Genomic DNA, 14793 nt, shown 5'->3' on the forward strand with positions numbered 1-14793 from the left:
GGTTACCGAAACGTTACATTACTTTCGATCGTCTTCGGCGACCGTGTTCGAGCGCTCGAGGAGACGCTCCACCAGGCCCGCGACGATCTGCTCCCGTGCCTCGATCGTGAGCGGCTTCCCCGGCACGCCGGGACGGCGCTGAGCGGGTTGCGGACCGTCAAGGGGACGATACCGCACCCCGGCGGCGGCGAGCCGGCGCAGATGGGTCGGCAGGCGGCGTCCGAAGCCGGCATACGGTGCGGCGTCGCCTCCTTCCCAGAGTCTCTCGGCGATCGCCGAGAGACGCGGGAACACCGCGAAGTCGACGCGATCCGCTGTCGGCAGATGCTCGCTCCACACGTTCGCCTGTCCCCCCACTGCGCCATCCACGACGCGCAGCGTGTAGGCGCGCTCGATCGTGAGCGGCGGACCGACCCTGATCGGCTCCTCCTCGGACTCCGACTGCGGGTAGTCGAGATAGACCTCGAGGTCGGGGCACGCCACGACCTCGATACCGAGACGCAGCGCCTCGCGCATCGCCGCCGGGCCGCGCCAGGCGAGGATGCGCACCCCCTCGGGGACATCCCCTTCGAGAACCTCGTCCCAGGCAAGCGCGGTGCGCCCCCGGGAACGCACGTGCGCCACGAAGTGCGCGGTGAACCACGGCTGCACGTCATGCGGCGTGGCGATGCCGAGCTCACGCATCCGCGCGCCGGCCGCTGCGCTCTGCGCCCACTCGGTGACCGGCACCTCGTCGCCGCCGATCCCGATCCACTCCGAATCGAAGGCATCGCACAGCGCATCGATCGCCGCACGTCCGAAGGCCAGAGCGGCATCCGTGGGCGCCAGGGTGCGCGGGTTCACCCCGAAGCGCTCCCAGGCGGAGGGCGCCGGCTCCCCGACGTCGAGGTTGCCGAGCTCGGGGTACGCGGCGAGGCCCGCCTGGATGTGCCCCGGCAGTTCCACCTCCGGCACGAGGGTCACGAATCGCTCGCGAGCGTAAGCGACCAGATCGTGCAGTTCCGCCGTCGTATAGAACCCCTCGTGCACACCGGGGACGACGGTCGACGACGGACCGTGTCCCAGCTGTGTCGCCTCCCGCCGCCCGCCCACCTCGGTGAGCCGGGGGAAGCCGGGCACCTCGAAACGCCAACCCTGGTCGTCGGTGAGGTGCAGATGCAGGACATTCAGGTGATGGTCGGCGAGAAGGTCGATGAACCGGCGGACCTCCTCGACGCTCCGGAAGTGCCGGGCGACGTCGAGCATGGCTCCGCGCCAGCTGTACGCGGGCGCCCCTTGCCAGACCCCCGCGGGGATCAGCGCCGTCGTGGCATCCGAGTCCCGGAGCTGTCGCAGTGTGGTCGCGCCCCGGAACACGCCCACGGGACTCGCGCCCCTGACCTCGATCCCGGACGCGCTCACGGTCACCCGGAAGGCCTCGTCGCCGATGCGGCCGGCGACGGCGGCATCCGCGCCGAGGGACTCGTCGATCACCAGACGGATCGGCGAGAGTTCGCCGTCGCCTCCCTCGCCGCCCAGGCGCGCCACGGATGCGCGGAGATCAGAAGCGGTGAGATCAGAAGCGGTGATACCGGAAGCGGTGATACCGGAAGCGGTGCGGATCGGCGTCCGTTCCGTCCACAGGAATCCCGGGGCGGCCGGATCGATACGCGCATCGACGCGCGGCACCGTTGCACGGTGCGGCGGCGGCGGCATCCGCAGCGCGCGGCCGGGAGTGAGTCCGGTGACGTCACCGGCCGACACCACCGGTACGCCGTCGACCAGTACCTCGACGATGCCCTGCGGGGCGGCGAAAGGCGCCTCGAAGGTCGCTCCCGCCGCGATGGTCTCCGGATCGAACAGCACCAGATCCGCGGTCGCACCCTGCGTGACGATGCCACGGGGTGCATCGCCGCGATCGAGCCCCAGACGCCTGGCCGGAGTTCCGGAGAGGTGACGGACGGCTTCCTCCCAGGTGAGGATGCCGAGTTCGCGCACGTAGTGCCCGAGGTATCGCGGGAATGTGCCGCGCCCGCGCGGGTGCGGCCGGGCGCCGATCAGGATCCCGTCGCTTCCGCCCGCGTGCCGCGGATGCCGCATGATCGCGCGGACGTTCTCCTCGTCGCCGATGTGCATCAGGATCCCGGTGGCCCCGGCATCATCGATGATCGTGTCGAGCACCACATCGACGGCGCGGCGGCCGGTCGTGGTGGAGATCTCGGCGATGGTGCGTCCGACGAGATCGGCCAGGGCCGGATCGGCGGTGCCGGAGATCTGGATCTGCGTCCAATCGGCCTTCTCACCGTGGAAGCCGTCGCAGCCGACCTCCTCGAGCTCCACGCGCACGGCCTCTCGGCCGGCACTGTCGAGCCCGGCGATGGCACCGAGCAGATCGCCGGTGGCTGCGAGCCTGCTGGGCAGCAGTGCGGAGAGGGTGGTGGCGCCGGGAAGATAGGGATACGTGTCGAGCGTGACGTCCACGCCATCCGCGATCGCCTCGTCGACCAGAGTCAGCAGGTCACGCGCGCGCCCCCGGTTCGGAGCGAAGTTCATGGTGGCATGGGTCAGATGCACGGGGCATCCGGTGCGACGGCCGATGTCGAGCGCCTCGCGGTACGCCTCGAGCGCCCCTCCCCCGTAGCTCCGGGTGTGCGGCGCCCAGTAGCCGCCGCGTTCGGCGACGACGCGGCACAGCGCCTCGAGCTCGGCCGTGTCGGCGTACATCCCCGGCGTGTAGGTGAGTCCGCTCGACATCCCGAACGCTCCCGCATCCAGCGCTTCGCCCAGGAGGTCGGCCATGGCGGACACCTCGGCCGACGTCGCCGGACGGTTCTCATGACCGACGACCATCATCCGCAGGTTCCCCTGCGGTACGAGGACAGCGGCGTTCGCGACCGCTGCGGCGTCGATCGCCACGAGCAGATCGTCCATCGTCCGCCATGGCACCTCGGCGGGCATGCCGTTCCATCCGGCGATCTGCGCGGGGATGACCGCGGCCGCCGCATCGTCGAGGGGCGCGTACCCGAGCCCGTCCTGACCGAGCACCTCGGTCGTGACGCCCTGGCGGATCTTCGCGTCGTGCGCGGCACCGCTCAACACGGCGAGTTCGCTGTGCGCATGCATGTCGATGAATCCGGGGGCCAGCACGAGGCCGTCGGCTCTGATCTCCACAGCTCCGTCGGGAAGCGCGAGCACCGGCTCCGACGCCCCTTCGGGGATGATCGCCACCACCCTCTTCCCCTCCACGGCGACGTCGGCGACATACCTCGTCGCGCCCGTCCCGTCGATGACGGTGGCTCCGCGATAGACCCGCACCAGGCCGGCGGCGGCCTTCTCTGCGCTCAGAAGCATGTCGCCACCGCTCCGATCACCCGAGGGTCGGCGGCGTCCGGATCGTCGATCACCGCGACCACCCGCCATTTGTCGAACGCCGTGCAGGGATGTGAGAGCCCCAGCCGCACGACATCGCCGACGGCGACCCTCGCGTCATCCGCGAGGCTCAGGAACGCGTGCTGGTCGTTCAGCGCGGTGATCGCACCCGCGACGCTCTGGGGAACGGGCAGGTCGAGATCGAAGGGCACGTCTCGACGACCGGCGTCGAGCAGCGCGAGGCCGTCCTCGGGCTGTGACACCACGCGCGACCAGGCGTGCATCGCAGAACGCAGCGGTGCGGTCCCGGTGAGCGGTCCGAAAGGCGACATGCGGGAATAGAAGCCGTCGTCGTGGATCTGGAAGGCGCCGGAGCGCAGCACGACATCCGCCTCGGCGCCCACCGTCCCGAGCACCGCCGCCGCCCGGTCGGGGAAGGAACTGCCGCCGGCGCTCAGCACAGGGCGCACGTCGTCCGGGTACTCCAGCCGCGTGTGCAGCTCGATGAGCGTCTCCAGGTAGGCGTCGACCGCGGCCACGGAGGTATCGCTGCGGTCCGGTCCGAACGGCCCCTCGTATCCGGTGACGCCCGCGAGGCGCAGTCCCGGGGCGGCGGCGATGGCCTGCGCGATGCGCTCCCCCTCCGCCACCGTGCGCGCGCCGGTTCGACCGTGTGCGCCGCCCAGCTCGACCAGCACGTCCAGCGGACGCGACGCATCGCGCATGCCGTTCGCGAGGATCATGACGCCGTCGAGGGAGTCGGCCCAGCACAGCACACGCAGCCCGTCGTCCGCACCGAGCAGGGATCCCAGTCGGCGCACCGCCGCGGGATCGGTGACGGCGTTCGCGATGAGCACGGTCGAGACGCCGGCATCCACGGCCACTTCGGCCTGCCAGGGCGTCGCGACCGAGATCCCCCACGCGCCCGCGTCGAGCAGCCGCTGCCACAGGGCCGGCGCCATGGTGGTCTTGCCGTGTGGAGCGAGCAGCACGCCACGGTCTTTCGCCCAGGTGAAGACGGTCTCCTCGTTGTGCGCGAGGGCACCCTCATGGACCGTCAGGACCGGGGTGACCAGATCGGAGAGGTGCAGGCCGGCCTCGGCCACCTCGGCGAGACGCAGTCCCGCAGCATGCGCCGGGAAGCCCTTCGTCCAGGCGCCGATAACGGGATCCGGAATTTGTAGAGGCATCTAACAATGCTACTAGGCTTGACGGCATGACCGAGAAGATCCGCGTTTCCACCGATGCCGCCCCCGCCCCCGCCCACACGTTCTCGCAGGGGATCCGCAAGGGCCCGTTCGTGCAGGTGTCCGGTCAGGGGCCCGTCGATCCGACGACGAACGAGTACCTGTTCCCCGGCGACGTGGCCGCCCAGACCACCCGCACGCTCGAGAACGTGAAGGCGATCGTCGAAGCCTCGGGCGCGACGTTCGACGATGTCGTGATGCTGCGCGTCTACCTGACCAAGCGCGAAGACTTCCCGATCATGAACGACGCCTACGGGGAGTTCGTGACCGCGCACACCACGAACGGGGTGCTGCCCTCGCGCACCACCGTCTTCACCGGCCTGCCGCGCGAGGAGATGCTGGTCGAGATCGACGGCATCGCCATCGTCGACTGACCGGGGCGAAGCGGGGAGGAACGCTATCACGGACCGTTGCCTCCCCGTTACCTCTCATCCCGTACCATTGGACGTCAGGACACGTTTGAGAACCGGGGGGTGAAGTTCGTGACCGATCTGATTTCTGCGCCGGGCGCAGCAGCCGAGGCGCGTGGAGACGACTCCGCGCCCACTGCAGTGCTCACTCCCACGGACGCTCCCACCGAGACCGTTCCACCGACCACAGGCGACCAGCCCCTGGCCTGGGCACCCATCGAGCCGTCTCCCAAGAAGCGCCGCCTCGGCCTCTGGATCGGACTGGGCCTGGGGGTCGTCGCACTCGGCGCCGGCGCCGCATCCATGATCCTCATCGCACCGGGCACCACGGTCGCGGGAATTCCCGTCGGATGGATGACACCCGGAGCCGCAGCCGACGCCATCGACTCCCACCTGGCCGAGACCGAGATCACTCTCACGGGAGACGGAGACGGCACTGTCCTGACCGGCGCCGACCTCGGCGTCACCGTCGACGCGACCGCTCTCGCCGACAAGGCCTTCGCCGAGCACCCGCTGTGGAACCTCGGCGCGTGGATGGGCGAGCCCGTGCCGGCGGAGATCGCATTCGACGCCGAGAAGGCGACCACCGCACTGCGCGACGCGGTACCGACCAGCTTCGACGACCCCGTGGACGCGGGTGTCGTCTTCGATGCCGCGAGCGGCACCTTCGTCATCACCCCGGCCGAAACCGGAACCGGCATCGACCTCACCGCGCTCAACGCCGCCTTCACCGAGGCGGTCGGCGAAGGCCGTACCACGCTCGAGTACTCGGGCGACGCGGCCGAGGCCCTGCCCGCCGTCTCGGACGACGATGCCACCGCCACGGCCACGGCTCTCAACACCATGCTCCCCACCGTCGGGTTCTATGTCGGCGAGGAGCGCACCGTGCCGGTGGACCCCGCCGTCGTCGCCACCTGGCTCACGGTCTCGGACGACGACGGTCAGCTGCGCATCGACGCCGATCCGCAGGCGATCCAGGCGACCGTCGACGGTCTTCCCGCTCTCGTCGACCGCGCGCCGGTCAATGCGACCAACATCGTCAACTCCGCCGGCACCGTGCTGCGCGCAGAGCAGGAGGGCGTCGCGGGGCGAGCGCTCGGAGACACCTCCGGCATCGCGGAGAAGTTCGCCGACCAGCTCGCCGCCGGCAACGGCGCCTTCGCGCTTTCGGTCACCGAGACCCCGTTCGAGACAGTGAGCCTGTTCCGCCGCATCGACATCAACCTGAGCTCCCAGCGCGCCGTTCTCTACGAGAACAACGTGGTCGTGAACTCGTGGGCCGTGTCGACCGGCCTTCCCGGAACGCTGACGCCCACCGGCAACTTCACGGTCTTCGCGCACACCCGCATCCAGGACATGGGCTGCTACGAAGGTGCCCCGTACTGCACCAAGGACGTGCCCTGGATCACCTGGTTCGCCCCGAACATCGGCTTCCACGGCACCTACTGGCACAACAACTTCGGCCAGCGGATGAGCCACGGTTGCGTCAACCTGCCGATCGACCTCGCCAAGTACGTCTACGACTGGTCCCCGAAGGGCCTCGAGGTCTCCGTCCACTACTGACGAGCGCTGTCCCTCTGCGCACGTGGAGGGACAGACGCGTCCCCCGCTGCCGACGACCGCATCGTCGCGCTCCGGCATCACGCGATCAGGTCGAGTCCGGAGACAGGACGCGCCACCCACGCACCCGTACGCCCGACGCGGCATTCCGCGCGGACACGACGCGGGCTTCCGCGCGGACACGACGCGGGCTTCCGCGCGGGTACGCAGAAGGGGGCGGACGCCGCGGCGTCCGCCCCCTTCTGTCGACTTATGCGTCGACTGCTCAGCGTAGTGCGTCGACGATACCGTTCAGGGTCGCGGACGGACGCATGACCGCTTCGACCAACGCGTCGTCCGGACGGTAGTAGCCGCCGATCTCGACGGGCGCGCCCTGCACGGCGTTGAGCTCGGAGACGATGGCCTCCTCGTTCTGCGCGAGTGTCGCGGCGATCGGTGCGAACGCCGCAGCGAGGTCGGCGTCCTTCGTCTGCTTCGCCAGCTCCTGAGCCCAGTACAGACTCAGGTAGAAGTGGCTGCCGCGGTTGTCGATCGTGCCCAGAGCACGACCGGGCGAGCGGTCCTCCTCGAGGAACGTCCCGGTCGCGGCGTCCAGCGTCTCGGCGAGCACTCGGGCCTTCTCGTTACCGGTGCGGTCGGCGAAGTGCTCGAGCGAGGCAGCCAGCGCGAAGAACTCACCGAGCGAGTCCCAACGCAGGTAGTTCTGCTCGACGAGCTGCTGCACGTGCTTGGGCGCCGAGCCTCCGGCACCGGTCTCGAACAGGCCGCCGCCGGCGAGCAGCGGCACGATCGAGAGCATCTTGGCGCTCGTGCCGACCTCGAGGATCGGGAACAGGTCGGTCAGGTAGTCGCGCAGCACGTTGCCGGTGACCGAGATCGTGTCGAGCCCGTGACGCATGCGAGCGAGCGTGTAACGCGTGGCCTCCTCCGGCGCGAGGATGGTGATCGTGAGGCCCTTGGTGTCGAGGGTCGCGAGACCCTGGTGCACCTTGGCGATGATCTGCGCGTCGTGCGAACGGTTCGCGTCGAGCCAGAAGACGGCGGGGTCGCCGGTCGCACGGGCACGGGTCACCGCGAGCTTGACCCAGTCCATCACCGGGATGTGCTTGGTCTGCGTCGCGCGCCAGATGTCGCCCTTGCCGACCGTGTGCTCGATGAGCACGGTGCCCTCGCTGTCGAGCACCTGGACGATGCCGTCTGCCGCGATCTCGAACGTCTTGTCGTGGCTGCCGTATTCCTCAGCCGCCTGCGCCATCAGCCCGACGTTGGGAACCGTGCCGATCGTGGCCGGGTCGAGCGGACCGTTCGCGATCACGTCGTCGATCACAGCCTGATAGACGCTCGCGTACGAGGAGTCGGGGATGACGGCGAGCGTGTCGGCCTCTTCGCCCTCCTTGCCCCAGAGCTTGCCGCCGTTGCGCACCAATGCCGGCATCGACGCATCGACGATCACATCGCTCGGCACGTGCAGGTTCGTGATGCCCTTGTCGGAGTTCACGTACGACAGACGCGGACCCTCGGCGATGGCCTTGTCGAAGGCCGCGGCGATCTCGGCGCCGTCAGCCACATTCGCGAGACCCGAGAGGATCGAGCCGAGCCCGTCGTTCGCGCTGAGGCCCGCAGCGGCCAGCTTGTCTCCGTACTGCGCGAACACGTCTGCGAAGAACGCCTTCACGACGTGACCGAAGATGATCGGGTCGCTGACCTTCATCATGGTCGCCTTGAGGTGCACCGAGTACAGCACGTCGTCGGCCTTGGCCTCTTCGAGCGTCTGGGCGAGGAACGCGTCGAGCTCCTTGGCGGAGAGGAACGTCGCGTCGATGATCTCGCGCGGGAGGACCTTGAGCCCCTCCTTCAGGACCGTGACCGTTCCGTCCTCCGCCGTGTGGCGGAAGCTCAGCACGTCGTCGTGTGCGGCGACCCAGGAGCGCTCGTTGTGCTTGAAGTCGTCGTGACCGAGAGTCGCGACGCGCGTCTTGGAGCCCGAGGCGAAGGGCTTGTTGCGGTGCGGGTGCTTCCTCGCGTAGTTCTTCACTGCCAATGGGGCACGTCGGTCGCTGTTGCCCTCACGCAGCACCGGGTTCACGGCGGACCCCTTGATGCGGTCGTAACGAGCGCGGACGTCCTTCTCCTCGAGCGAGGACGGCTCGTCCGGGAAGTCGGGGATGTCGTAGCCCTGCTTCTGAAGCTCGGCGATGGCCCCCTTCAGCTGCGGAATGGACGCCGAGATGTTCGGCAGCTTGATGATGTTCGCCTCCGGGAGCGTGGCGAGACCGCCGAGCTCGGCGAGCGAATCGCCCACCTGCTGCTCCGGGGTGAGCTTCTGCGGGAAGGCGGCGAGGATGCGGCCTGCCAGCGAGATGTCGCGCGTCTCCACCTCGATACCGGCCTGGCCGGTGAATGCCTGGATGATCGGGAGGAACGAGGCGGTGGCGAGCGCCGGTGCCTCGTCTGTGTACGTGTAGATGATGGCGTCGTCGGTCACCGGGAGGTACTCCGTTCGCGGGGAAATTTGTCTCGATACCAAGATACCTGAGCCGGTCTGGCCCTGCGGCCTCGGCCCACGACCGGTGGCCACCCCATATCGACGAACGGCCAGAGCGCAGCGAAATGTTGTCCGGAAAGGTGTCGCGCCTGCCGGGAGGGGTTAGCCTGGGTCCATGTCCGAACTGCGCATGGTCGAACTCTCCGCTGCGACGATCGTCGCCGTGAACAACCTGTCGCTCAAGCCCGGGCAGGAGCAGTTCCTCGCTCCGGTCTCGTACGGGATCGCAGCGACCGTCATCAACCCGCAGACCTCCTGGCAGCGGGTGATCCTGGACCGCAACGAGGTCGTGGGCTTCGTCAGCGCCAACTTCGACGCGGAGGCACCGGAAGAGCACTTCCGTTCAGTGCTGTGGCGCATCAACGTCGATGCCGACGACCAGGGCCGCGGTGTCGGCCGGTACGCCGTCGAGGCGCTCGTCGATGAGGCCCGCGCGCGCGGCGTCGACCACGTCAACGTGATCTACGAGGCGGGCGAAGGCGGTCCGGAGACCTTCTTCCACCGCGTCGGCTTCACCCCCGTGGGCGAGACCGCCTACGGCGAGGTCATCGCCGAGATCCGGGTCACGACCTAGACCGGGCGGCGGGGTCTCGAATCCCCTCCCCCATCGAGACCTCGTCGCCCTTTCACGGGGTTCCGGGGGAGCGCTCTCACGACCTCCTCATGTGACGCGCTGTCGTGGCGTCCCCCTCGTGACTCAAGGGCGTTCGTCCGGCTTGCCGCCGCCGGGCTTGCGCCGATTCGTCCACGACGAGAGGGCGGCCGCAGCCGCACCGGCCGCCCGGTCGAGGGCTTCGGCGGAACGGCTGAGCATGTCCTGCGCAGCGTCCTGCCACGCTGCCGTGGTCGGCGCCTCCCCCGCCTGCACCTTCGCGGCGTGCTCGGCCGCTTCGAACGCGCGCTCGAGCTCGGCGACGGCATCGCGATAGGCGGCGAACTCCGCCGGCGTGATGCGTCCGGCCGCCGCGCGGCGCATGTCCGTCGCGTGGCCGGCAGCACGGAAGTAGGCCGCCGTCTCGGGACTCTTGACGTCGGTCATCGCCGGATAGGAGATCTGCAGTGCCGGATCGGTCTCGTACCGCATCCACCGCGCCGTCACAGCATCGTGAGCGGCGTGCAACCGCTCCAAGGGGCGGGGCTCCGATGCCGAGGGCACCGCGGCCCGCGCCGCATTGAGACGCACCTGACGCGCGCGGACATCGGCCGAGGCGGCCTTCGCATCACGCTCCCGCTCCTTCAGCATCCGTCGCGCACCGGCCACCTGTTCGGCCGTCGCCCGCTGCGCCGCCCGCTCAGCGGTGACGCGAGCCAGGTCGGCGCGTGCGATCTTCCAGGCGGTGCGCCTCTCGGCCGCGGCCAGTTGCGCCTCCCTGAGATCATGACGCGCAGCATCGACTGCGAGGCGGCGTCCGCTCACCGTGCTGTTGCGACGACGCATTCCCATCACCCCCACCGTCCCCGCGGCGACCGCACTCGGCGCGATCCACCACCACTCGGCAACGAGCAGCAACGGGTCCATACCTCGATGCTACCCACGCACCGCGCTCGATGCGCGCCCCCGGACGTTCGCCCGAGGTCTCGACTGCTGCGGCCGTGATCGCCTCGCCGGGACGATGAGGCGGGCGTGGTCGCAGCAGTCGAGAGGGCGATCAGACGAGCGTCTCCTGCCACGCCGCGTGCAGCTGGGCGAACTTGCCTGTTCCGCCGATGAGCGCGGCAGGGGTGTCATCCTCGATGATGCGTCCGTGCTCCATCACGAGAACCCGGTCGGCGATCGCGACCGTCGACAGGCGGTGCGCGATGATGATCGCCGTGCGGTCCTTGAGAAGGGTCTGCAGGGCATCCTGGATCAGTCGCTCCGACGGGATGTCCAGCGACGCCGTGGCCTCGTCCAGGATCAGCACCGCCGGGTCGGCGAGGAAGGCCCGGGCGAACGAGATGAGCTGACGCTGACCGGCCGAGACCCGACCGCCGCGCTTGTTCACATCGGTGCCGTAGCCGTCGGGGAGCGACGAGATGAACCCGTCGGCGCCCACGGCCCGCGCCGCCGCCTTGATCTCGTCGAGCGTCGCCTCCGGCTTGCCGAGGGCGATGTTGTCGGCGACGGTCCCGCTGAACAGGTAGGCCTCCTGCGTGACCATGACGATCGCGCGGCGGAGGTCCTTCGGGTGCAGCGAGCGCAGGTCGACGCCGTCGAGGGTGACCCGCCCATCGGAGGGGTCGTAGAACCGGGAGATGAGCTTGGCGAGTGTCGACTTGCCCGCGCCGGTCGTGCCCACCAGAGCGATCGTCTGCCCGGCCGGGATGTCGAGGGAGAAGTTCGGGAGGATCGTCTTCTCTCCGTTGTAGCCGAACGTCACCTCGTCGAACTCCACGTGCCCGCGGGCTTCCCAGAGGTCGATCGGCTTCTCGGGATCCGGAACCGTCGGCACCTCCTCGAGCACGCCCGACACCTTCTCCAGCGCGGCCGTGGCCGACTGGTAGGAGTTCAGGAACATCGCGATCTCCTGCATCGGGGCGAAGAAGTTGCGCACATACAGCACCGCCGACAGCAGCACGCCGACGGTCAGCGCCCCCTCTGAGACGCGGATACCACCCCACAGCACGACGATTCCGAGCACGAGGGCCGCGACACCCATGAGCCCGGGCTCGAACGTGCCGAACAGCAGCATCGAGCGACGGTTGACGTCGCGATAGTCACCGGCGATCTCCTGGAACGCCTTGTCGTTGCGCGGCTCCTTGCGGAAGGCCTTCACGGCCCGGATGCCGGTCATCGTCTCGACGAACTGCACGATCACCTTCGCGCTGATCACCCGCGACTCGCGGTAGACCAACTGCGAGCGCGAGTAGAACCACTTCATCAGGAAGAACAGCGGCACGCCGCCGATCGCCAGGATGAGACCCGACTGCCAGTCCCAGAAGCACAGCGCGATGAAGGTGAAGAGCCCGAAGAGCACGCCGGAGACGAGCTCGTTCAGACCGCCGTCGAGGAGCTCCTTGATCGAGTCGAGGTCACTCGTCTGGCGCGAGATGATGCGCCCGGACGTGTACGACTCGTGGAACTCCAGGCTCAGGCGCTGGGTGTGCAGGAAGATGCGTTTGCGCAGATCGAGCAGCACCGCCTGGGTGAGCTTGGCCGCGATGATCACGTACCACGCGATCAGCACGGCGGCGAGCGCACCCGCCAGCAGATAGATGCCGCCGATCATGAACGTCGGCATCCAGTCGGCCCGATCGATGGCCGCGGGCAGCGCGCGATCGAGGCCGATGCTGATCAGGATAGGGCCGGCGACCTGAAGGGCGGTCGACACGATCAGCACCGCGGCGGCGAGGACGATCCTCGGCTTCAACGGGCTGACCAGGGATCCGAGGAGTCGGAGGGATCGACGACGGATCTCCCGGCTCTCTTCGCGGGTGTACTCGGAACGATCCTCGTTCTGGGTTCCGGTGACGGCGGAGCTCATCGCTGCACCTCCTTCTCGGTGATCGGGTCTTCGTCGGCGGCCTGCATCCCGAGGCCCTCGCGGACCTCTTCGTCGATCTCGGCCTGCTCATCGCGGATCACGGGGATCGCGCCGGTGCGCGCCGCTTCCTCGGCCTCCAGGCTCGAGATGACGTGGCGGTAGTGCCGGCTCGACTTGAGCAGCTCGGAGTGCGTCCCCACCGCCGTCACACGACCCGCCTCGAGCAGGGCGACGCGGTCGGCGAGGGCGACGGTCGAGGGCCGGTGCGCCACGATCATGGCCGTGGTGTCGGCGAGCACGTGTCGCAGGGCCTCCTCCACGAGGGCCTCGGTGTCGACATCGAGAGCCGACAGCGGGTCGTCGAGCACGAGCACCTTCGGCTTCGCCGCGACCGCACGGGCGAGGGCGAGCCGCTGACGCTGGCCGCCGGAGAGGCTGAGCCCCTCTTCACCGATCACCGTCTCGACGCCGTCGGGCAGCGCGTCGACGAACGACGCCTGGGCGACGTCGAGGGCCTCGCGGAGCACGCGCTCGCCTTCGTCGCTGTGCACATCGAGTTCGGCACGTCCGAGCAGCACGTTCTCACGGACCGTCGCCGAGAACAGTGTCGCGTCCTCGAACGCCATGGCGATGTGCTGACGGAGCTCGGCGAGAGGGAGATCCCGCACATCGACACCGTCGAGCGTCACCTTGCCGCCCGTCACGTCGTACAGACGCGTGGGCAGCGTGGTGAGAGTGGTCTTGCCGCTGCCGGTCAGGCCCACCAGCGCCATGGTCTCACCCGGGCGCAGCACCAGGTCGATACCGTCGAGCAGATCCCGCTCGTGGGCACCGGCGTCCTGATAGCGGAAGTGCGCGTTCTGGAACGCGAGCTCCCCACGCGGGTTCTCGATGTGCACCGGGTTCTCCGGGTCGGTGATGGTGTTGGTCTCCGAGAAGATGTCGAACACGCGGTCGGTCGCCGTGCGCGCATCCAGCATGAACGAGAACAGGAAGCCGATCGACTCGATGGGCCACCGCAGCACGACCGCCATCGCGAAGAAGGCGAACAGCTGTGCCTCGTCGATCTGCCCCACGGAGATCAGCCAGATGCCGGACATCAGGCTGAGACCGAAGGCGATCTGCGGCATGAGGTCGAGCCAGAACCAGATCGACGCGATCGCACCGGCCTTGCTCATCTCGGTCTCGCGCAGCGTCTCGGCCTGGCGGCTGAAGCGGCTGAGAGCGTGCTTGCCACGACCGAACGCCTTGAGCACGCGGATGCCGTGCACGCTCTCCTCGACACTCGTGGCGAGGTCGCCGGCCTGGTCCTGGCTGCGACGGGTGAGCGCGCCGTAGCGCTTCTCGAACAGGTAACCGCGGATCCACAGCGGGATCGCGGTCACCAGGAAGATCGTGCCCAGCAGCCAGTGCCAGCGGAACAGCAGCACGGAGCCGATGATGATCGTGAGGATGTTGACGACCAGCAGCACGAGGCCGAACGCGAGCCAGCGGCGGATGAGGCCGATGTCCTGCATCATGCGGCTGAGCAGCTGTCCGGAGCCCCACCGGTCGTGGAACGACACCGGAAGGGTCTGCAGGCGCGAGTAGAGCTCGGTGCGCATCTTGTACTCGACCTCGGTCGAGGGGTTGAGCACGAACTGGCGTCGCAGCCACACCATCAGGGCCTCGCCGAGGGCGAGAGCGAAGACGGCGACGGCACCCCAGACGATGGCGCTGATCTCACCGGAGCGAACGGGTCCGCTGATGATCTGCTCGAGCACGATCGGGATCATCAGGGCGATGACGGCGGCGATGAGCGCGCTGGCGGCACCGCCGGCGAGCCGCCAGATGACGGGCTTCACGAAGGGCTTCAGGCGCCACAGTGCGGCCGGAGTGGAAAGGGTCGATGAAGGCGAGGGATTCTGCACGGAAGGCGAGGAAGACATGTCTCTCAGACGAGTTTCGTATGGAAAGCGATTGCGGAAGGGGACGGATACGAGAGCGGACTCGTGGAGTCCGGTATCCGACGAAGAAGGGGCGGGGTGGCTCTAGGAGAGCGGACGCGCCGGGGTCGAGCCGAGAGCTGCGATCCGCGCGGTGGCGATCGTGGTCATGGTGTCCTCCTCAGGGGCTCGGCGATGTCGTCCGGTTGGCGCGACAGCCCACCAGCCTATTGCTGTGAACCAGCTGAAAGCAAGAGTCATTCCCGATTCGTCGACCGCGGCTCTCGACGACCG

At 68.8% G+C, this 14793-nt stretch carries 9 protein-coding genes; 3 read left to right on the forward strand and 6 right to left on the reverse strand.

All coding sequences use genetic code 11. The features are described 5' to 3' along the window. Positions 1–18: 18 nt before the first annotated feature. Together L687_RS26605 and L687_RS26610 are read right to left on the reverse strand one after the other, a co-directional pair. The gene (locus tag L687_RS26605; RefSeq protein WP_021198845.1) at positions 19–3330 is read right to left on the reverse strand and encodes a family 20 glycosylhydrolase; all 3312 of its coding nucleotides are present in this window, start codon (positions 3328–3330) and stop codon (positions 19–21) included. Next, the gene (locus L687_RS26610) at positions 3321–4538 is read right to left on the reverse strand and encodes an alanine racemase (protein WP_235045215.1); all 1218 of its coding nucleotides are present in this window, start codon (positions 4536–4538) and stop codon (positions 3321–3323) included. The genes L687_RS26605 and L687_RS26610 overlap by 10 nt, the downstream gene beginning before the upstream one ends. A 26-nt stretch (positions 4539–4564) precedes the next feature. Between L687_RS26610 and L687_RS26615 the strand changes: the two genes are divergently transcribed. Together L687_RS26615 and L687_RS26620 are read left to right on the forward strand one after the other, a co-directional pair. Beyond that, on the forward strand, positions 4565–4969 hold the full coding sequence (locus tag L687_RS26615) for a RidA family protein (protein WP_021198847.1): 405 nt from the start codon (positions 4565–4567) through the stop codon (positions 4967–4969). A gap of 99 nt (positions 4970–5068) precedes the next feature. Beyond that, positions 5069–6568 carry a L,D-transpeptidase family protein gene (locus tag L687_RS26620; protein WP_021198848.1) on the forward strand — a complete coding sequence of 500 codons (1500 nt, stop codon included), beginning with the start codon at positions 5069–5071 and terminating at the stop codon, positions 6566–6568. 262 nt (positions 6569–6830) lie between these two features. Here L687_RS26620 and L687_RS26625 read toward each other — a convergent pair whose 3' ends face one another. Further along, the gene (locus tag L687_RS26625) at positions 6831–9050 is read right to left on the reverse strand and encodes an NADP-dependent isocitrate dehydrogenase (RefSeq protein WP_021198849.1); all 2220 of its coding nucleotides are present in this window, start codon (positions 9048–9050) and stop codon (positions 6831–6833) included. A 175-nt stretch (positions 9051–9225) separates the two neighbouring features. Here L687_RS26625 and L687_RS26630 point away from each other — a divergent pair, with 175 nt between their 5' ends. Then, positions 9226–9684, forward strand: coding sequence for a GNAT family N-acetyltransferase (locus L687_RS26630; protein ID WP_021198850.1), 459 nt, complete (start codon positions 9226–9228; stop codon positions 9682–9684). A gap of 123 nt (positions 9685–9807) precedes the next feature. Here the strand turns inward: L687_RS26630 and L687_RS0121125 are convergent, their stop codons facing one another. From L687_RS0121125 to L687_RS26640, 3 genes are all read right to left on the reverse strand, one after another. Then, positions 9808–10629, reverse strand: coding sequence for a hypothetical protein (locus L687_RS0121125; protein ID WP_046398875.1), 822 nt, complete (start codon positions 10627–10629; stop codon positions 9808–9810). A 130-nt stretch (positions 10630–10759) separates the two neighbouring features. Beyond that, complete coding sequence (locus L687_RS26635) at positions 10760–12574, reverse strand: ABC transporter ATP-binding protein (protein WP_021198851.1); 1815 nt, start codon at positions 12572–12574, stop codon at positions 10760–10762. Continuing rightward, positions 12571–14502 (reverse strand): ABC transporter ATP-binding protein, encoded by a 1932-nt coding sequence (locus tag L687_RS26640; protein ID WP_031206834.1) that lies wholly within the window; start codon positions 14500–14502, stop codon positions 12571–12573. The genes L687_RS26635 and L687_RS26640 overlap by 4 nt, the downstream gene beginning before the upstream one ends. Between the last annotated feature and the right edge of the window lie 291 nt (positions 14503–14793).

The organism is Microbacterium maritypicum MF109, assembly GCF_000455825.1.
Taxonomy (GTDB): domain Bacteria; phylum Actinomycetota; class Actinomycetes; order Actinomycetales; family Microbacteriaceae; genus Microbacterium; species Microbacterium maritypicum_A.

Coding starts and splice junctions, on each gene's coding strand:
- L687_RS26605 (WP_021198845.1), bottom strand. CDS start 3,330: ATGCTTCTGAGCGCAGAGAAGGCCGCCGCCGGCCTGGTGCGGGTCTAT.
- L687_RS26610 (WP_235045215.1), bottom strand. CDS start 4,538: ATGCCTCTACAAATTCCGGATCCCGTTATCGGCGCCTGGACGAAGGGC.
- L687_RS26615 (WP_021198847.1), top strand. CDS start 4,565: ATGACCGAGAAGATCCGCGTTTCCACCGATGCCGCCCCCGCCCCCGCC.
- L687_RS26630 (WP_021198850.1), top strand. CDS start 9,226: ATGTCCGAACTGCGCATGGTCGAACTCTCCGCTGCGACGATCGTCGCC.
- L687_RS0121125 (WP_046398875.1), bottom strand. CDS start 10,629: ATGGACCCGTTGCTGCTCGTTGCCGAGTGGTGGTGGATCGCGCCGAGT.
- L687_RS26635 (WP_021198851.1), bottom strand. CDS start 12,574: ATGAGCTCCGCCGTCACCGGAACCCAGAACGAGGATCGTTCCGAGTAC.
- L687_RS26640 (WP_031206834.1), bottom strand. CDS start 14,502: ATGTCTTCCTCGCCTTCCGTGCAGAATCCCTCGCCTTCATCGACCCTT.